We start from the raw sequence: 18,177 nt of genomic DNA, 5'->3' as shown, positions 1-18,177 counted from the left end.
CCCAAAAGGAAGTGGCTTTTGAAACCGCTCGCAAATTCCTTCGGGTCTGTTAACATCTGCATGTTTCTAACTGATCACTCACGGAGAACCCCATGACGCGCAGAATAAAATCCGCACTGGCCCTGTTGGCCGGGAATGCCATCGGGTTGTTGCTTGCAACGCTGTTGTTGTCGGGGTTTGCGATCAAGCCGATTTCATTCATCGTCGTGGTGATCGTGTTCACACTGGTGCAGGTGGTGGCCGAGCCGCTGATCCTGAAACTGGGTGAGAAAAAAGCCCCCTCGATCAAAGGTGGGATTGCCTTGATCGTGACGTTCGTCGGCCTGTTGGTGACCGATCTGATTACGGCCGGGTTGACCGTTGGCGGCGTTGCCAACCTGTTGGCGGCGACTCTGCTGGTTTGGCTAGGCGCACTGATCGCCAGCATTGTGCTGCCGATCTATGTGTTCACCGAACTGCGCGAGCCTAAGAAGAAATCATAACGCGTTCAGGCAGGTTTCCATCGCCTGCCACAGTTCATCCGTTGGTTCGCAACCTATTGAAAGACGAATAAAGGCTGGATCGACATCATCGCCCCAGCGTGCGCGTCGTTCGGCAGAACTGTGAACACCGCCGAACGATGTGGCCGGTCGCAGCATCGGGCAGGTGTTGATGAAAGTTTCGGCCTTTTCCTCGGTCTCTAACGTGATCGACAACAAGAACCCGAACCGGGACGTCTGCGCTTTGGCCAGAGCATAGGACGGGTCATCCGACAGGCCGGGATAGCGGATCTGTTTCACGGCCTCATGTTCTGCCAACCGTTCCGCGAGCACTTGCGCCGATGCACACATCCGGTCGAAACGAACGTCCAGCGTTTCCAACCCGCGATGCAGCAGCCATGCCTCATGCGGGCCGGGGATCGCGCCGGAAACGCGCCGCCATTCTTCGACCCGTTCCATGATCTGCGCGTTGCGGCTGGCGACATGACCCATTAGCAGGTCCGAATGTCCGCCCATTGCCTTGGTATCCGAAGCGACCACCACGTCGATGCCCAAATCCAACGGGCGTTGACCCAATGGGGTCATCGTTGTGTTGTCGGCAATCGTGAGACCGCCCGCCGCGCGAACGGCAGTGGCGATCGCGGGCAGGTCCATCATATCCAGACCGGGGTTCGAGGGGCTTTCCAAAAAGACCACGTCAAACCCGTCGAACCCGCCTTCTGCGAACGCCGTCGTCGGACGCTCAGTAACGGAGACGCTCAGATTGGATAGGAACCGATCGGCCAGCAATCGTGTGACATAATACCCGTCCGAGGGGATCAGGATATGGGACCCGGCTTTGACCGTCGCGAACAAAGCGGCAGAAATCGCCCCCATGCCTGACGGAAAGGACAGACAGGGCGCGTCTTCCAGATGCGCCAACACATGTTCCAGATGCACCCATGTCGGGTTGTCGACCCGTCCATAAGTCGGATGCCCGTCCGGTGCGCCGGGCAGATGGTACATGCTGCTTTGCGTCAGCGGCAGGGCCACCGGATCGCCCTTGTTCAGCGCGTTCCCGCGCAGGTGCAACATCTCACCGGTCTTTGGCGGCTTCATGTCTCAGCGCCCCGGAATTTCATCGCGGGGTGGGGCCGGTTCCCAGTTTTCAATAATATCGACCGCCTCTTGCGCGGTATCCACGAAGCGGAACAGGTCGAGATCCTCGTCCGAGATCGTGCCCGCATCGGCCAGCGCCTCCCAGTTGATGACTTTCTCCCAGAACTCACGGCCAAACAACAGGAAGGGCACACGCTCCATCCGGCCAGTCTGGATCAGGGTCAGGGATTCGAACAACTCGTCCATGGTGCCGAACCCGCCGGGGAAGATCGTGATCGCGCGGGCGCGCATCAGGAAATGCATCTTGCGAATGGCGAAATAGTGGAAGTTGAAGCTGAGATCCGGCGTCACATATTCATTGGGCGCCTGCTCATGCGGCAACACGATGTTCAGACCTATCGAGCAACCGCCCGCATCCTGCGCGCCACGGTTTCCAGCCTCCATCACGCCGGGGCCACCACCGGTGACAATAACGTTTTCCCGGCAACCGGTTTCGTTGGACTTTTCGGTCATCAGGCGGGCAAACTCACGCGCTTCGTCATAGTATTTTGACAATCCCGCCAATGTATCCGTCCGCGCGGTGTGTTTTTGCGCGGGTTCCGGAATGCGCGCGCCACCGAACATGACGATGGTCGAGGTGATCTCGCGCTCGGTCATGATCATCTCGGGCTTCAGCAATTCCAGCTGCAAACGCACGGGGCGCAGCTCATCCCGGCACAGGAAATCATCGTCGGCAAAGGCAAGGCGATAGGCGGGTGAGCGCGTCTGCGGCGTGTCCGGCACCTCGCTCGCGGTCGAGCGGTCAGTCTGGGCGTCGCGGAAAGGGCTGAGGCGGTCTTCTCTCATGGGTGATGGTTCCCTGCTTGCGTGTTCATAAAACAGCTATAGGGTTCGCGGGCAGAGTGCCAGTCACGGAAGAACAAGAATGAATTGGAAGAGTGAAATTTCAGCCGCAGCCAACCGGATCGATGGCTATGCGCAGGTGACACCGGTGATTGAAATCCGCGTGCCCGGATTGGATCATTCGGTCGAAATGAAGCTGGAGCACATGCAGCATACTGGCAGCTTCAAGGCGCGTGGGGCGTTCAATACGCTGCTCAGTTTGGACGTGCCCGAGGCTGGCGTTGTGGCAGCATCTGGCGGCAATCACGGTGCGGCGGCGGCGTATGCGGCACAAACGCTGGGGTATCCGGCCAAGATTTTCGTGCCAGACCTTGCCGGACCATCCAAGATCGCCCTGATTGAACAGACGGGCGCAGATCTGACAGTTGTACAGGGTGAATACGCTAACGCGCTGAGCGAGGCCCAAGCGCATGAGGCAGCAACCGGGGCGATGCAAATCCACGCCTATGATGCACCGGCAACCGTAGCAGGGCAGGGCACGTGTTTTGCCGAATGGGAGGCACAGGGACTGCAGGCTGACACCATTCTGGTGGCCGTGGGCGGCGGTGGCTTGATTGGCGGGGCTTTGGGTTGGTTTGATGGCGCTCGCAAGGTCGTAGCAGTCGAACCGGAAACCTCCTGCGCGCTGAACGCGGCGCTGCAGGCGGGTGAACCGGTGGATGTCTCGGTCTCGGGGATTGCAGCCAATGCGCTGGGCGCGCGGCGGATCGGAGGGATTTGTTTCGATCTTGCACAGGGAATGACGTCTGTTCTCGTCTCTGATGAGGCGATTGCCGATGCGCAAAAGGCGCTATGGCGGAACCATCGCGTATTGGTCGAACCGGCCGGTGCGACCGCGTTGGCGGCTTTGACCTCAGGTGTATATAAGCCAGAACCGGACGAACGCGTGGCGGCTCTGGTGTGCGGGGGAAATATCGCCCCGGACCCGCTGATGGGGTGAATTATCGGCTTGTGGAAGGTGGTTAAGGATTTTATCGATAATCTATGACCACTACGATCGCTGACACAATCTACCAAAATCTTAGACAGAAGATTATCACCGGCGAACTGCTTGCCGGTGAAAAGCTGCGTCAGGATCACATCGCGCGGGCCTTTGAGACCAGCCATGTACCGGTGCGCGAGGCATTGCTGCGACTCGAAGCGCACGGGTTGGCCCAAAGTGAGCCGCGCCGCGGTATGCGTGTTTCGGCGCTGGACCCGGCAGAAGTGCGCGAAGTGGTTGAAATGCGCGTCGTGTTGGAATCTCTCGCCTTGCAGCATTCGGTACAGAATATGACGCCTGGTGCGCTGAAAGAGGCGGATGACGCTCGGATCGCCTGTGATGCCGCGCAAACGATGCCCGAGTGGGAAGCGTGCAACCGTACCTTTCATCGCTCGATCCTGACGCCATGCGGGTTGCCACGCCTGCTGCATGCGATTGATGACCTGCATATCGCCGGCGCGCGCCATCTGTTTGCCCATTGGCGCCCCAAGTGGGTACACCGCGCGGATGGTGACCACGCAGCCATCGTTCAGGCGCTCAAGCGCAAGGACGCGGCCACGGCGACGGCCATTCTGACGCGCCATATCCGCCGCGCCAGCTGAACACAGGTCAAGCTAGCCGCAAATCGTACCTTCTGCGTCGCATTGCACCGCGAGATGCAGTTGCGTATAGGCCAAACAAACGTGAACAGATTCTGCAGGGAGCCATCCGATGTCCAACGCGCAACTGGAAACCGCTATCGAAGCCGCCTGGGAGGCGCGAGACACCATCACGCCCGCCACCACCGGCGAACAACGTGAAGCTATCGAAGACACACTGAACGCGCTGGACAGCGGCACGTTGCGGGTTGCTGAAAAGCTGGAGAGCGGCGATTGGCATGTGAACCAGTGGGCCAAGAAGGCGGTTCTGCTTGGCTTCCGCATCAAGGATATGGAAATCCAGACCGGTGGTCCGCAGGACGGCGGCTGGTGGGACAAGGTGGACAGCAAGTTCGCCGGTTGGGGTGAAAACCAGTGGCGTGCCGCTGGTTTCCGCGCGGTGCCGAACTGTGTCGTCCGTAAATCCGCCTATGTCGCACCCGGCGTGGTTCTGATGCCGTCCTTCGTGAACCTGGGCGCCTATGTCGACGAAGGCACCATGGTCGACACTTGGGCCACCGTTGGTTCCTGCGCGCAGATTGGTAAAAACGTACACCTGTCAGGCGGTGTTGGCATCGGCGGAGTTTTGGAGCCAATGCAAGCTGGCCCGACCATCATCGAAGACAATTGCTTTATCGGCGCACGCTCGGAAGTGGTCGAAGGCTGCATCGTGCGCAAAGGCTCGGTTTTGGGAATGGGCGTCTTTATCGGCAAGTCCACAAAGATCGTGGATCGCGAAACCGGCGAAGTCACTTATGGCGAAGTGCCGCCCTATTCGGTTGTTGTCGCGGGCTCGATGCCATCCAAGAACAACGTCAACCTGTATTGCGCCGTGATCGTAAAGCGCGTGGACGAGAAGACCCGTTCGAAAACCGGGATCAACGAACTGCTGCGCGACTAAATTAAGCGCGGATTTGAAACGGGGCTGTGGCGTATCTCGCCGCAGCCCTTTTCTGTTTATCCTTTGACTGGATAGCGGTCAGGCTCCTCAAATACGTCGATCACCCGCGAGCCCGCCTTGATTTTTCCGCCATGTTCCACGCCCGACGGAATCGAATAGCTGTCGCCGGGTCGATAGGTCTTAGTCTCTCCATCGATTGTCAGTTCAACCTCGCCCTCGACCACCGTGCCCCATTGCGCCTTGTGTGAATGCGGTGGCAGTTCGAAATCTTTGAGGAACGTGAAGAACGCAACCAAACCCGCATCTGATCGGACGACGGCGGTCTGAACCACATCCTCGGGGAATGGCACGTCGAGGCTAGGGAAGTCTGTGATGAAATCTGGGTAGGCCATGAAAAATCCTTTGCAGTTTGAAATGGGTTTTCGCGGGTACTATGGACGCGCTTAGGGCTTCCCGCAATTCCCGGCTGCTTGACCGCGGACAGACGCGCAGCTATGGCCCCCTGCATGGAAAAGCAAAAGAAACCGTCCCGTCAGCAAGTTTATACATTGCTCGTTCAGATCGGCCGCAAAGAAGGCGACGGCCTGCCCGAAGGCGCGACCGGAGCGGCGCTGATGTGTTTTGCCAGCGGTGTGGATGAGGCCGAGGCCGTGCGTGAAACCGTTGCGATTCTGAAGCAGGCGGACACTGCGCCACTGGACGTTACAGGATACGGCACCCTGGCCGAGCGTGAAGCGCAAGGTCACGATATTGATCCTGACGAACGCGCCCTGATGCAGAGGGCGCTGGACGAAAACGCCGTTATCGTGGCGCAAATGACGCCGTTTTTCGGGGATGAAGAACCGGCTTAGTTCCGGACCCCGAACCATTTGCGGTAAATTTCGTCATAGGTGCCGTCTTCGCGCAGCGCCAACAAGGCCTGGTTCACGTCCTCGACCAATGGCGAGCCGGTCGGGAACGCGATCCCGTAGTTCTCTCGCAGGAAAATACCGCCAGTCATCGTCGCGATCCGGCGTCCTTCATGCGCGGTGAAATAGGACAGGATCGGCGCGTCAAAGACGACGGCGTCCAACTCCTTATCTTGGAATGCGGTCAGCACATCATCCAGGTTTTCATAACCGGAAAACTCGATCTCGCGTCGGTTCAGGAAGTTTGCGGCAGTCGAGTTCGAGATTGTGCCCACCTGTTTGCCATAAAGATCGTTGACCGAGTTCACGTTGCCGCTGATGGCATCCACGGTCATGACCGACGTGATCCGCGCCGTGAAAACCGAAACGATGAACAACGAGGACACAACCAGAACCACGCCCAGCAAACGTCCGAACGGAGTGCGCGGCATGCGTTCCTCGAACCCGCCGTTGACCACAAGATTCAGCGCCCACCAGAAAGAAGGGAACCATGCCTCATTCAGCTTGCGGTCGAAATACGGCTGGGCCCGACGCTCAAACCCCCACATCAGCATCCCGCCGCCAAGCAGGATCGCAAAGGCCAGACCAATGGCAATGAACAGCTCGACAGACAGCAAAGCGTGTAGCAGCGAAGGTCTGCGGGCTGCATCTGATGGCACCATGATCTGCAGGCCGGCCTCGAATATGGGCTGACTGAAGTCCATCTGTGTTTCCCGCGCAGCCGTGATCGAGATATTGGCCACAGCCATGTCGGCTGTTCCGTCCTGCACGGCACCTAGCATGTCGCCGAACGCCTCGACCCGGTTGACTGAGTAATCCCAGTTCAGGGCCTCAGCCAGAGCCTGCAGTAGGTCCATGGAAAAACCAGTTTGGGCCCCGTCCTCGAAATAGGAAAACGGGGGGCGGGTCACGGTTGTGACCGAAAGCGTCTGCGCCTGGCTTTGCTGTGCAAGAACGGCGAAAGTCAGGCAGATCCAAACGAGAAGCGCACGTATCATCGTCAATTCACCTGTTTCGCGGCCCTCTAACGCAGATTTGAAAGGCACGGCAAGGTGGCCGCTAGGTAAACCGCCATGTTTTATTGGGGTGTCATTTCAAGACTCGCGAAAAAAAGCGCCCGGAAACCAGTGGCGAGGGGTTGGCAATTGGTCCAATTCGTTGAATCTGTGCACGATCCCGCGATTGAACCAACCAAAAGGGCCCAGAAATGACAGATCCGGTGAAGTTGACGGCGGACCTGATCCGTTGCCCATCAGTCACACCTGAGGAAGGCGGCGCGCTTGTGTTGCTGGAGCAGGTATTGTCGGCGGCAGGCTTTGATTGCACCCGTGTGGACCGGGGTGATGTTAGCAATCTGTATGCGCGCTGGGGGTCGAAAGCGCATCCGCGCAGCTTTGGATTCAACGGACATACCGATGTTGTACCGGTCGGAGATGAGGCGGCCTGGTCGATGCCCCCGTTTGGTGCAGAAATCCGCGAAGGTGTGATGTATGGGCGCGGGGCCACAGACATGAAATCCGGCGTGGCGGCCTTTGCGGCGGCCGCTGTGGATTTCGTGCGCGACACCCCCCCGGACGGGGCAATTATTCTTGCGATCACGGGCGATGAAGAGGCGGACGCGGTGGACGGAACCACGGCATTGCTTGATTACATGTCCAAGGCCGGAGAACGCATGTCTGCCTGTTTGGTGGGTGAGCCGACCTGCCCAAACACAATGGGCGAGATGATGAAAATCGGGCGGCGTGGTTCGATGACCGCCTGGTTCACGGTGACCGGTGAGCAGGGGCATTCGGCCTATCCGCACCGGGCCAAGAACCCTCTGCCCGCCATGGCGCGGTTGATGCATCAATTGGCCAGCCACGAACTGGACCAGGGATCGGACCATTTCGATGCCTCAACCCTGGCTGTTGTGAACATTGATACGGGCAACGCAGCTACCAACGTGATCCCGGCGCAATGTACCGGAGCCGTTAATATCCGCTTTAACGATCTGCACTCGGGCGCCAGCCTCAGTGAGTGGCTGGAGGCCGAAGCCAAAGCCGTGGCTGAAACCTACGATGTCGCGATCGACATCCGGATCAAGATCTCAGGCGAGAGCTTTCTGACCCCGCCCGGCCCCCTGTCTGATCTGGTCGCGAAAGCGGTCGAGACCGAAACCGGTGTGCGCCCCGAGATGTCGACAACAGGTGGCACATCTGATGCGCGGTTTGTCAAAGACTATTGCCCAGTGGTTGAGTTCGGCCTTGTTGGCCGAACGATGCATCAGGTCGATGAATGCGTCGAGGTGGCGCAGATTGAACAGCTCAAGGCGATCTATACGCGTATCCTTCAGGACTACTTCGCCTGATCCATGCAACGAACATTGGTCATCATGGTGAAAGAACCCCGCCCGGGTCGGGTCAAGACACGGTTGGGGCGCGACATCAGCATGGTTGGTGCCGCGTGGTGGTTCCGCCATCAGACACGCGCGCTGATCCGGCGATTGCGAGACCCACGCTGGCAGATTGTGCTTGCCGTTGCCCCGGATCGCGAAGGTCTGACCAGCCGCATCTGGCCTGTTGACCTGCCCCGCGCGGCGCAAGGGCACGGCGATCTGGGCGATCGTATGGGGCGTATGCTACGCGGGATGCCACATGGACCGGTCTGTCTGATCGGCGCTGATATTCCCGGGATCACATCGCAGCATGTCGCACGGGCCTTCAAGGAATTGGGGCGTTCGCAATTCGTTTTTGGCCCTGCGCCGGACGGAGGCTATTGGCTGGTAGGGGCCCAACGATACGGGGCGTTGCCGAACAACTTGTTTCGCAATGTGCGCTGGTCTACCGAAACCGCCCTGGCCGACACTCTGGCTTCGGTTCCGGGGTGTCGTGTCGGATTGCTGGACCATCTGCGCGATGTTGACACGGTGGCAGACCTGAACCCCTGAGCTTTTTGATCATGACGCCGTCGCATACCCATGATAGGCCGGAAGTATGACTCGGATACCCACCAAGCAGGAGGTCCTCGATTGGATCTCGGCGAACCCCACCCTGACCTCGAAACGCGATATCGCTAAAGCCTTTGGTATCAAGGGCGCGGACCGGATCGATCTGAAACGCATTCTGAAAGAGCTAGAGGCCGAGGGGCATCTGGAAAAGCGCAAGCGCAGCTATCGCGACCCGGACCGCCTGCCACCGGTCAGCGTGCTGCAGGTGAAGGCTCCGAATGCGGATGGCGACCTGTTCGCGCGGCCTTTGGAATGGCATGGCGAAGGCGTCGAGCCCATTGTTCTGATCATCACCCGCGCCAGCGATCCTGCATTGGGAGAGGGCGACCGAATTCTGGCCCGCCTGACGGTGGTGCATGAGGAAGACCACAATTACGAGGCACGACTGATACGCCGTATCGGAACCAACCCGCGCAAGATCGTCGGCATCTTTCGCAAAGGGGCCGAAGGCGGTCGGATCGTGCCAATCGACAAAGCCGGTCAGACCGAATGGCTGGTTGCTGACGGTGCCGTACTGGGTGCGAAGGACGGCGAGCTGGTCGAAGCCGAACAGGCCGGGCCAAAGAACCGCATGGGTTTGCCGCGTGCGCGTATCGTGGAACGGCTGGGCGATCCGTCTGCACCCAAGGCCGTTTCGCTGATCGCCATCCACCAGCATGGCATTCCGGATGATTTCCCCGACAAGGTGATTGACGAAGCTGACAAGGCCAAACCCGTGGGGCTGAAAGGCCGCGAAGATCTGCGGGACATGCCGCTGCTGACCATCGATCCGTCAGATGCGCGGGATCATGACGATGCCTGTTGTGCCCATGCCGACGATGACCCCAAGAACCCTGGCGGGCATGTGATCTGGGTCGCCATTGCCGATGTTGCCGCCTATGTGCAGCCCGGTACCGCGCTGGATCGTGAGGCGCGCAAGCGCGGCAATTCCAGTTATTTCCCCGACCGGGTGGTGCCAATGCTGCCGGATCGCCTCTCTGGAGACCTGTGTTCGCTGCACGAAGGTGTTCCGCGCGCCTGTATAGCTGTGCGGATGCAGATCGATGCCGATGGAAACAAGATTGGTCATCGCTTTGTACGTGGTCTGATGCGTTCGGCCGCCTCGCTGCACTATGCCGAGGTGCAAGACGCAATCGACGGCAATACAAATGACCGCACTGGGCCTTTGTTGGAGCCTGTTTTGAAGCCGCTCTACTCCGCCTATGCCGCGCTAAAGAAAGCGCGGGCGGAACGGCAACCGCTGGAGTTGGATTTGCCCGAACGCAAGATCGTTCTCAGTGACGCGGGCGAGGTTCAAAGTGTAGCCTTCCGTGACCGGCTAGATGCGCACAAGCTGATCGAGGAGTTTATGATCCTCGCCAATGTCGCCGCCGCCGAGACATTGATCGCCAAGCGACGCCCGTTGCTGTTCCGTGTGCACGAGGAACCGGCGCAAGAAAAGCTGGAAAGCCTGCGGGAAACCGCACAGGCAGCTGGTCTGAACCTGGCCAAGGGGCAGGTCCTGCAGACCCGGCATCTCAATGCACTGCTGAACGCGGCCGCCGGGACCGAGGATGCAGAGCTGATCAACCTTTCAACTCTGCGCTCGATGGCACAGGCTTATTACAATCCCGAGAATTTCGGCCATTTCGGGTTAGCGCTGCGCAACTATGCGCATTTCACTTCTCCCATTCGTCGTTACGCGGACCTGATCGTGCACCGGGCGCTGATCACGGCGCATGGCTGGGGCGATGACGGGCTGACCGAGGATGAGATCGCGCGCCTTGATGAAACGGCGACGCATATTTCGGACACCGAGCGTCGCTCGATGATGGCCGAGCGGGACACGACAGATCGATACCTTGCCGCTTATCTGAGCGAGTGTGTGGGCAATGAATTCAGTGGCCGCATCAGCGGCATCGCGCGGTTCGGTGCATTTGTGAAGATGGACGAAACCGGCGCGGACGGCCTAGTGCCCGTCCGGTCACTGGGGCGCGAGTTTTTCCATTTCGACCGCGAAGCCGGAACGCTTATGGGATCGGACTCAGGGCTGATCATTGCCATCGGCCAAAGGGTCACCGTGCGCCTGACCGAGGCCACGCCCGTTACCGGCGGGCTCGAGCTGGAGCTGCTGTCCATCGATGACCAGGCCCTGCCGCGCGGAGGCGGGCCCGCTAAGCGGGGGGGCGCACGGCGCAAGGCGGTCAGTACCAAGCGCAAGAAGGACAAGATCAAGCGCAAGGTCGAACGCAAACGCCGTCAAAGGTGATAGGTCAGCGCCCGTGCGATCAGCCAGCCATGCCGGGTTTCATCAATCTGATCCGGGTCATCAAACAGAATGGCCCGGTTGCCTTCCAACCGATCCTCGCCCGGAAAGGCAGTGGTGAAATCACCCATTAGTCGGCTCTGACAATGCACGAACAGCGCAAAGGATGCCGCTTTGTGCCCGCCCAGCCGGATGGTCGACCCCTTGGGCGCCAGATAAGCGGGTTGACCCCAACGCAGTGCTTCATTCAATGGCTGGGCTTTAGGCAAAGTCCCGGCCGTTGAAAACACCAGCTCGCGCAAGACGAGGACACCCGAACGGGTGTCTTCGGGGAACGCTTCAAAGGCGGTCTGCACAGCAGGGTCGTCAAAAGGTGTCATGGCAGCGGTATTGCCTGCTCCATTCGGTCTACGTAGTCGTTGAGCAGCCTATCCTGTTTGATCCGCTGGGTCAGCGGGGTTTCCACCGGTGTTGCGCGCATTGCGGCCAACATAGGCCCAACGCTCATATCTGCTGAGGTTGGCCGGTCGCCCAGAAGGTACGGTGATTGCCACAAATAAGCGGATATCGCTTCAAGGTCCCGCTCAAGACGGTCCTGACGCTCAGCGGGTGAGAAACGGCCGACACCCTGAAACACCAATCCTTGGACGACCTTTTTCCGGATTGAGTTCGACACTGGCGTTCGGATCAACGCAGGAATAACCGAAAAGAAGGTCTTGCGCAGAATTGGCCAAACCTCGTCATTGGCCCATCTGTCCTGGACGACCTGAAAATAGATATGCTCCTCTGCCATGCGGATCAGCGTGCGCGCCTGTGCTTTTTGGATGTCGCTTAGCCCAGTGTCGAAGTTCGCGCCCTGCGCCTCAAGCCAATCGCGGATCAGGTCGCTGTCGGGGACAAGACGCTCTGGCGTGCGCAGAACCGGCAGTTTCTGATGTGGCATCTTGCGGGGGTCCAACATATCGGACCGCTGCCAACGCTGGCCCGCATGTTCCAGCATATAAGCGGCCTTGACGCAAAAGGGGCTGGCGCTGAACAGGCCAAAGGCTGAAGGGTAAATCATAAGGGTCAACATCGGAGGCTCCAAATTCGGGATGCCCGAGGAATAGCTTTACCTGATGACAGTTTCTGTCATCAGGTTTAGATTAATCTGCACTATGTCCCGAACCGCCCGCCTGTTCCAATTGATGCAAGCCTTGCGCTCTGGTCCTTCGCCGAAAACGTCCCAGCAACTGGCGCAGGATCTGGGTGTCTCGCCGCGTACCGTTCATCGCGATATTGAATCGTTGCGCGGGCTTGGGGCGGTGATCGACGGTGAGGCCGGTTTTGGCTTTACCCTGATCGAAGACGCAACACTGCCGCCGCTTGGATTCACAGATGATGAGCTTGAAGCGCTGGTGTTGGGGTTGCGAGAGGTTCAGGCCATTGGCGACCCCGGTTTAGCGGATGCGGCGGGCAATGCGTTACGAAAACTTCAGGGACGCCTACCCCAGCGTCAGTCGCACCGCCTGACCCATGCCGTGTTGACAGCGACGCGGTTTGATCGCCCGGCCAAGCCCACCATCACGGTCGGGGACTTGCGACAAGCCACGTGGGATGAGCGCACGATCGAGTTCGCCTACACGGACGCCAAGGGCGATGACACCCGTCGTAAGGTGAACCCACTGAGTATCGTCTATATGGATCGCTCCAACGTTCTGATTTCCTGGTGCCATCTGAGGCAGGATTTCCGCGTCTTTCGGCTGGACCGGATACGCGAAATGTCCGTGACAGATGAAAGCTTTAGGCCGAACCGTATCCCTTTGTTGCGCGAGGCCCTTGCCAAGATCCGCGCACAGCACAAAGCAAAAGATCGCGAAGGGTCAAGCTGAACGCTTTGGAAAATTCCAATTCTGCGGTATTCTGAGGTTGAGCAGAAACCAGGAAAATTCGGAATGCGTAAATGCATAGGTGGCGTTATGACCGCCGCATTATGGGCATCCATCGTGCAGGCGGAATCTATCAATACTCTGGGCGGGTCACAGGCCATACAGCTGGCGTCAGCTGGCGTGGCGATATCGATCCGGCCAGCTTTACGGCCCTCAGCTAAGGAGTACCGGGTGTCGACGGAAGGAAACGCGCGGTTCCAGGCGTGGCTTGGAGCATTTCGTGAACGGGCGTCCGAGCAGGGGATATCAGCCTCAACACTGGACAGGTCGCTGGCAGGTTTGACCTACGATAAGGACGTGATCAGGCGCGACCGCAACCAAGCAGAGTTTTCGAAACCCATTTGGGAATACCTGGATTCCGCCGTTTCGGACACGCGGATCAGAAACGGCCAGACCGGGCTGGAACGTCACGGTGAAACGTTGGCCCGTATCGAAGCCAAATACGGCGTCGAAAAAGAGGTTGTGACAGCGATTTGGGGGCTTGAGACCTCGTTCGGGACCTATCGGGGCAGTGATCACACGATCCGATCACTGGCGACATTGGCGTTTGACGCACGACGCGCGCAGTTTTTCGAAACCCAGTTGATCGCCGCATTGCAGATCATTCAGGCGGGCGACGTCAGCCCGCGCAATATGGTGGGTAGCTGGGCTGGGGCGATGGGGCATACGCAGTTCATGCCAACCTCATTTCTGGACCACGCAGTTGATTTCGACGGGGATGGGCGTCGCGATATCTGGTCGGACGATCCAACCGATGCGCTGGCCTCGGCCGCCGCCTATCTGGCGCGGCATGGGTGGACCAAGGGGCAGCCGTGGGGCGTTGAGGTGACCCTGCCCAAAGGGTTCGACTATTCCACCGCAAGGCGGGATCACACATTGATGCCCTCACAATGGACCGCACGTGGCGTGGTGGCGGCGAGTGGCGCCCACATTTCGGATCACGGACAAGCGGCAATTCTGTTACCCGCCGGAGGGCGGGGCGTCGCGCTGATGATCTTCGACAATTTCAAGGTGATTGAGGAATACAACGGTGCCGACGCCTATGTGATCGGGATAGGACACCTGTCTGACCGTCTTGCCGGACGGGGGGCGTTCCAAACCGAATGGCCGCGTGGTGACCGGGTGTTGAGTTTCACCGAGAAAAAGGAATTGCAATCCCGCCTGACCGAGGCTGGCTTTGATACCCAAGGCGTCGACGGGCGCACAGGGCCAAACACAGTCAAAGCTGTTCGGGCTTATCAATTGGCGCAGGGGTTGCTGCCAGACGGATACGCCAGTCTGAACCTCTTGGAAGCGTTGCGGTGACAATGTAGGGGCGTTGATCTATTGCCTGGGTATGCACTGCGGATACTCTCTCAGGTATTGGCTGTGCAACCTCCCGACTACCGGCACTCACTACGATAGACGGGAGGTGGACCCAGCAGAAGAGCGGGTCGCGACGCCGGTAGAGGTAATACAATTAACCGAGTCGCATTCGCATACTTGAATCTGAATTACATCAAATCAAGATATTTATCGCGCGATAAATTTTTGGTTGTCGCGCGATACAAAATTACTTCTTTTTACCGCTCGATTTGATCGAAACTAGTTGTGTTCAGCAATTGAGCTGTATCGATTGACGGGTAATTGCGACTCAGAAAGTGGGAAGGGGCGCATCCAGTGCGCCCCTTAAACCTGAATAGTAGCAATCTGGGCTATGACGCTGCCTTCATCAGACCCTGCGCGATGATCTCGGCCTGCGCCTCGTCCAGTGACTTGTGAATCCGCACGAACATCTCGTCGATTTCCGCAGGGGTCAGGACCAGCGGGGGTGAGATGATCATCCGGTCACCCACATGGCGCATGATCAGGTTGTTGGCAAAACAGCGGTCGCGGCAGATGTAGCCGACCGTACCGGGCTCGGACGCGAATTTGGCGCGGCTGGCCTTGTCCGGCGTCAACGCGATCGAGGCCATCATGCCGACGATCTTGGCCTCACCGACGAGTGGATGATCGGCCAGGGCCTCCCATTTCTCTTTCAGATAGGGGGCGGCCACGTCGCGGACGTGGTCGACGATGCCTTCTTCTTCGAGGATGCGCAGATTCTCTAGCGCGACAGCCGCCGCAACCGGGTGGCCGGAATAGGTATAGCCGTGATTGAACTCGGTGCCGCCGATCACCTCGGCAATCTCGTCATTCACGATGGATCCACCGATGGGCGCGTAACCCGAGCTGAGTCCCTTGGCGATTGTCATGATATGCGGTTTGATACCAACGGTTTCGGACCCGAACCAGTTGCCTGTGCGTCCAAAGCCGCAGATCACCTCATCGGCGATCAACAGGATATCGTATTTGTCGCAAATGCGCTGGATCTCGGGCCAGTAGGTATCGGGGGCAACGATCACCCCTCCCGCACCCTGCACGGGTTCGGCAATAAAGGCCGCGACGCGGTCTTCGCCCAGTTCCAGAATCGCGTCTTCCAGCTCGCGCGCGCGGGCAAGGCCAAACTCTTCCGGCGTCATGTCGCCGCCTTCGGCCCACCAGTTCGGCTGGTTGATGTGGTGGATATTCGGGATTGGGATGCCGCCTTGCGCATGCATGCCCGCCATACCGCCTAGCGAGGCGGAACCGACAGAGGACCCGTGATAGGCATTGTGGCGGCTGATGATGATGTTCTTGTCGGGCTGACCCTTCTCAGCCCAATAGGTGCGAACCAGACGAATGTTGGTGTCATTTGCCTCGGACCCGCCCGCCGCGAAGAACACGTGGTTCAGATCCCCCGGCGCCAGTTCCGCAATCTTGGCAGCCAAAGCGATGGCCGGAATATGGGTCGTTTTGAAGAACGTGTTGTAATAGGGCAGTTCACGCATCTGACGGGCCGCAACGTCGGCCAGCTCATCGCGACCGTAACCGATATTGACGCACCAAAGACCCGCCATGGCGTCCAGAATCTCTTCGCCTTCGCTATCGGTCAGGTACACGCCTTTGGCACGAGTGATGACACGCGCACCTTCCTCGCCCAATGATCCGTTGGCCGAAAACGGGTGCATATGATGCGCCGCATCCAGCGCCTGCAATTCGGCGGTTGGCATGTGATTGGTGATGGTCGACATCAGAGAATCTCCTGCAAAAGGCGGTTACCTGTCACAATATGATCAAATTTTTTGCTGTCAATCGAATCGACGTGAATCAGGCGCGGATCAAAGCGTCCGACATCAATTCCATACCCTGCTCAATGTCCTGAGCGGTTGCTTTCGCCACCTTTTCCGCATCTTTCGCCCGCAAGCTTGCGATGATGTCCTTGTGTCGATCCGGCAGGCTATGTGTTCCGAATCGTCCGCAAACAACGCGTAGTGAGGGGCCGAACCGCAGCCAAAGCCTCTCGGCTAGATCGTTGAGAATTGGAGCATCCGCATGCGCATATAACGTTTCATGAAACTGGTGGTTCAAGCGCAGGTAACCACTGACGTCGCCGTCTGTGATGGTCTGATCCAATCGCTGATCAAGCTTCTCGAGCTGGTCGATATCAGCAGGTTTTAGATTCGCGGTTGCCCGCCTGGAAAGCTCTGATTCTATTGATATTCTGGCAAAAATCATCTGCTCGACATCGGTACCTGACAATAAGGGCACGCTGACCCGTCGATTGCCCTGAAACACCAGCGCGCCGTCCGAAATCAGCCGCCGGATCGCCTCGCGGACGGGGGTCATTCCAACCCCGAGCGATTCGGTCAAACCTTGTATCGTGACGGGTTGTCCCGGGACCAGATCACCGTACATGATCTGCGATCTCAGGGTTTGGTACACCTGTTCATGAGCCGGTCTTTTACCCTCATCCACATTCGGGCCAGATGCTTTATTTTTGATCAAATCCAATTAGTTTACCCTGTTTCGCGTGGTGTCGACTTGCCAGACGCCTGACCTCGTGAAACCATACGATGGATCGGGGGAAAACGCAAAACTTGATCAAATCAAAAAAAACGGGAAAATACCCGTACACTTGCAGGGAGAGAAATATGTCAATCAAAACGCTGACAATGACAGCGATTGTCGCGCTGGGGACTTCGGCGGCTTTTGCCGAAGAGGTGCGCGTCTATAACTGGTCCGACTATATCGACGAGGATCTGCTGAAGAAATTTGAAGAAGAGACAGGGCTGACCCTGATCTACGACGTGTTCGACAGCAATGAGGTTCTGGAAACCAAGATGCTTGCCGGTGGATCAGGCTATGACGTAGTTGTGCCGTCGGGCACGTTTCTACAGCGTCAGATTCAGGCTGGCGCCTTTCAGGAACTGGACGAAGCAAAGCTGTCGAATTCAGGAAACCTATGGGACGTGATTCAGGAACGTACCGCAGGCTATGACCCGAACAACGCCTATTCGATCAACTACATGTGGGGGACGACCGGCCTCGGCGTTAACGTTGGTAAGGTTAAGGAAGTGCTAGGCGATGACGTGGCTCTGAACAGCATGGACTTGGTTCTGAAACCAGAGAATATGGAAAAGCTGGCCTCGTGCGGCGTCCATTTCCTGGACGCTCCGGCCGAGATTATTCCGATGGTGCTGCAGTATATCGGTGAAGATCCGGACAGCCATGACACCGATGTGATCGGTAAAGCCGAAGAAGTTCTGGCTGGCGTTCGCCCGCATATCCAGAAATTCCACAGCTCGGAATACATCAACGCGCTGGCAAATGGCGATATCTGCGTAGCTGTCGGTTGGTCAGGTGACATCCTGCAAGCGCGGGATCGCGCGGCCGAGGCCGAAAATGGCGTGGAAATTGAATACCACCCATTCGCTGAAGGTTCGCTGATGTGGTTCGACCAGATGGCCATCCCGGCGGATGCTCCGAACCCGGAAGGCGCACACCAGTTCTTGAACTTCATTCTGGACGCCAACAACATGGCTGCCGCATCGAACTATGTGTACTATGCCAATGGCAACAAGGCTTCTCAGGAGTTCCTTGAGGAAGACGTGATTGGTGATCAGGCAATCTATCCGAGTGATGCCACGATGCAGAATCTCTACATCACGACGCCTTATCCCGTCAAAACGCAGCGGAGCGTGACCCGCCTGTGGACCAAAATCAAATCGGGCACCTGAACCGAAGTATCTGAGCAAGGCGGCCCGACCG

General features: G+C 58.3%; 19 protein-coding genes. 11 read left to right on the top strand and 8 right to left on the bottom strand.

Features of this window, described 5'->3' with window-relative positions:
- The first annotated feature begins 92 nt into the window (after window positions 1-92).
- Window positions 93-482: a hypothetical protein gene (locus tag AC2FI8_RS13180; protein WP_113791816.1), complete on the top strand. Its 390-nt coding sequence runs from the start codon at window positions 93-95 to the stop codon at window positions 480-482.
- On the opposite strand, the gene AC2FI8_RS13175 is transcribed toward AC2FI8_RS13180, so the two are convergent.
- Together AC2FI8_RS13175 and AC2FI8_RS13170 are read right to left on the bottom strand one after the other, a co-directional pair.
- Entirely contained in the window at window positions 477-1,577 is a 1,101-nt protein-coding gene (locus AC2FI8_RS13175) for a cystathionine gamma-lyase (RefSeq protein ID WP_496779451.1), read from the bottom strand. The genes AC2FI8_RS13180 and AC2FI8_RS13175 overlap by 6 nt on opposite strands.
- A gap of 3 nt (window positions 1,578-1,580) precedes the next feature.
- Window positions 1,581-2,423 carry an LOG family protein gene (locus AC2FI8_RS13170; RefSeq protein ID WP_496768644.1) on the bottom strand — a complete coding sequence of 281 codons (843 nt, stop codon included), beginning with the start codon at window positions 2,421-2,423 and terminating at the stop codon, window positions 1,581-1,583.
- A 79-nt stretch (window positions 2,424-2,502) separates the two neighbouring features.
- Here AC2FI8_RS13170 and AC2FI8_RS13165 point away from each other — a divergent pair, with 79 nt between their 5' ends.
- The 3 genes from AC2FI8_RS13165 to dapD all read left to right on the top strand — a co-directional run bounded on the left by AC2FI8_RS13165 (window position 2,503) and on the right by dapD (window position 5,001).
- Window positions 2,503-3,420, top strand: a complete 918-nt coding sequence (locus AC2FI8_RS13165; protein ID WP_496779449.1) for a threonine/serine dehydratase — start codon at window positions 2,503-2,505, stop codon at window positions 3,418-3,420.
- Between the two features lie 44 nt (window positions 3,421-3,464).
- A complete protein-coding gene (locus AC2FI8_RS13160) occupies window positions 3,465-4,064 on the top strand; it encodes a GntR family transcriptional regulator (RefSeq protein ID WP_496726519.1) in 600 nt (199 codons plus the stop codon).
- A gap of 109 nt (window positions 4,065-4,173) precedes the next feature.
- Entirely contained in the window at window positions 4,174-5,001 is an 828-nt protein-coding gene (dapD, locus tag AC2FI8_RS13155) for a 2,3,4,5-tetrahydropyridine-2,6-dicarboxylate N-succinyltransferase (protein ID WP_496726520.1), read from the top strand.
- Window positions 5,002-5,057: 56 nt separating this feature from the next.
- Here dapD and AC2FI8_RS13150 read toward each other — a convergent pair whose 3' ends face one another.
- Complete coding sequence (locus AC2FI8_RS13150; protein WP_496779447.1) at window positions 5,058-5,393, bottom strand: cupin domain-containing protein; 336 nt, start codon at window positions 5,391-5,393, stop codon at window positions 5,058-5,060.
- Window positions 5,394-5,507: 114 nt separating this feature from the next.
- On the opposite strand from AC2FI8_RS13150, the gene AC2FI8_RS13145 reads away from it, so the two are divergent.
- A complete protein-coding gene (locus AC2FI8_RS13145) occupies window positions 5,508-5,852 on the top strand; it encodes a DUF8846 family protein (protein WP_058272663.1) in 345 nt (114 codons plus the stop codon).
- Here AC2FI8_RS13145 and AC2FI8_RS13140 read toward each other — a convergent pair.
- Complete coding sequence (locus tag AC2FI8_RS13140; RefSeq protein ID WP_496779445.1) at window positions 5,849-6,907, bottom strand: transporter substrate-binding domain-containing protein; 1,059 nt, start codon at window positions 6,905-6,907, stop codon at window positions 5,849-5,851. The two genes, AC2FI8_RS13145 and AC2FI8_RS13140, sit on opposite strands and share 4 nt — an antisense overlap.
- A gap of 209 nt (window positions 6,908-7,116) precedes the next feature.
- On the opposite strand from AC2FI8_RS13140, the gene dapE reads away from it, so the two are divergent.
- The 3 genes from dapE to rnr are packed head-to-tail and all read left to right on the top strand — an operon-like array spanning window position 7,117 to window position 11,143.
- On the top strand, window positions 7,117-8,256 hold the full coding sequence (gene dapE / locus AC2FI8_RS13135; RefSeq protein ID WP_496779443.1) for a succinyl-diaminopimelate desuccinylase: 1,140 nt from the start codon (window positions 7,117-7,119) through the stop codon (window positions 8,254-8,256).
- A 3-nt stretch (window positions 8,257-8,259) separates the two neighbouring features.
- Entirely contained in the window at window positions 8,260-8,835 is a 576-nt protein-coding gene (locus tag AC2FI8_RS13130) for a TIGR04282 family arsenosugar biosynthesis glycosyltransferase (protein WP_496779441.1), read from the top strand.
- 46 nt (window positions 8,836-8,881) lie between these two features.
- Window positions 8,882-11,143, top strand: a complete 2,262-nt coding sequence (gene rnr / locus AC2FI8_RS13125) for a ribonuclease R (RefSeq protein WP_496779439.1) — start codon at window positions 8,882-8,884, stop codon at window positions 11,141-11,143.
- Here rnr and AC2FI8_RS13120 read toward each other — a convergent pair.
- Together AC2FI8_RS13120 and AC2FI8_RS13115 are read right to left on the bottom strand one after the other, a co-directional pair.
- Complete coding sequence (locus AC2FI8_RS13120) at window positions 11,134-11,520, bottom strand: DUF1801 domain-containing protein (protein ID WP_496779437.1); 387 nt, start codon at window positions 11,518-11,520, stop codon at window positions 11,134-11,136. The two genes, rnr and AC2FI8_RS13120, sit on opposite strands and share 10 nt — an antisense overlap.
- Window positions 11,517-12,215 (bottom strand): glutathione S-transferase family protein, encoded by a 699-nt coding sequence (locus tag AC2FI8_RS13115; protein WP_496779435.1) that lies wholly within the window; start codon window positions 12,213-12,215, stop codon window positions 11,517-11,519. Before AC2FI8_RS13115 ends, AC2FI8_RS13120 begins: the two co-directional genes overlap by 4 nt.
- A gap of 82 nt (window positions 12,216-12,297) precedes the next feature.
- Here AC2FI8_RS13115 and AC2FI8_RS13110 point away from each other — a divergent pair, with 82 nt between their 5' ends.
- Together AC2FI8_RS13110 and AC2FI8_RS13105 are read left to right on the top strand one after the other, a co-directional pair.
- Entirely contained in the window at window positions 12,298-13,011 is a 714-nt protein-coding gene (locus AC2FI8_RS13110) for a helix-turn-helix transcriptional regulator (protein WP_496779433.1), read from the top strand.
- A 63-nt stretch (window positions 13,012-13,074) separates the two neighbouring features.
- Window positions 13,075-14,373, top strand: a complete 1,299-nt coding sequence (locus AC2FI8_RS13105; RefSeq protein ID WP_496779431.1) for a lytic murein transglycosylase — start codon at window positions 13,075-13,077, stop codon at window positions 14,371-14,373.
- Window positions 14,374-14,762: 389 nt separating this feature from the next.
- On the opposite strand, the gene AC2FI8_RS13100 is transcribed toward AC2FI8_RS13105, so the two are convergent.
- Both AC2FI8_RS13100 and AC2FI8_RS13095 read right to left on the bottom strand, forming a co-directional pair.
- Complete coding sequence (locus tag AC2FI8_RS13100; RefSeq protein WP_496768623.1) at window positions 14,763-16,160, bottom strand: aspartate aminotransferase family protein; 1,398 nt, start codon at window positions 16,158-16,160, stop codon at window positions 14,763-14,765.
- Between the two features lie 76 nt (window positions 16,161-16,236).
- Window positions 16,237-16,920, bottom strand: coding sequence for a GntR family transcriptional regulator (locus AC2FI8_RS13095; RefSeq protein WP_496768621.1), 684 nt, complete (start codon window positions 16,918-16,920; stop codon window positions 16,237-16,239).
- Between the two features lie 140 nt (window positions 16,921-17,060).
- On the opposite strand from AC2FI8_RS13095, the gene AC2FI8_RS13090 reads away from it, so the two are divergent.
- Entirely contained in the window at window positions 17,061-18,146 is a 1,086-nt protein-coding gene (locus tag AC2FI8_RS13090; RefSeq protein ID WP_113791802.1) for a polyamine ABC transporter substrate-binding protein, read from the top strand.
- The last annotated feature ends 31 nt before the right edge of the window (window positions 18,147-18,177 follow it).

The sequence above is a fragment of the Ruegeria sp. CDSB029 genome, from assembly GCF_059611125.1.
The sequence above is the reverse complement of the archived record's forward strand: the minus strand, read 5'-3'. Positions and strand labels throughout refer to the sequence as shown.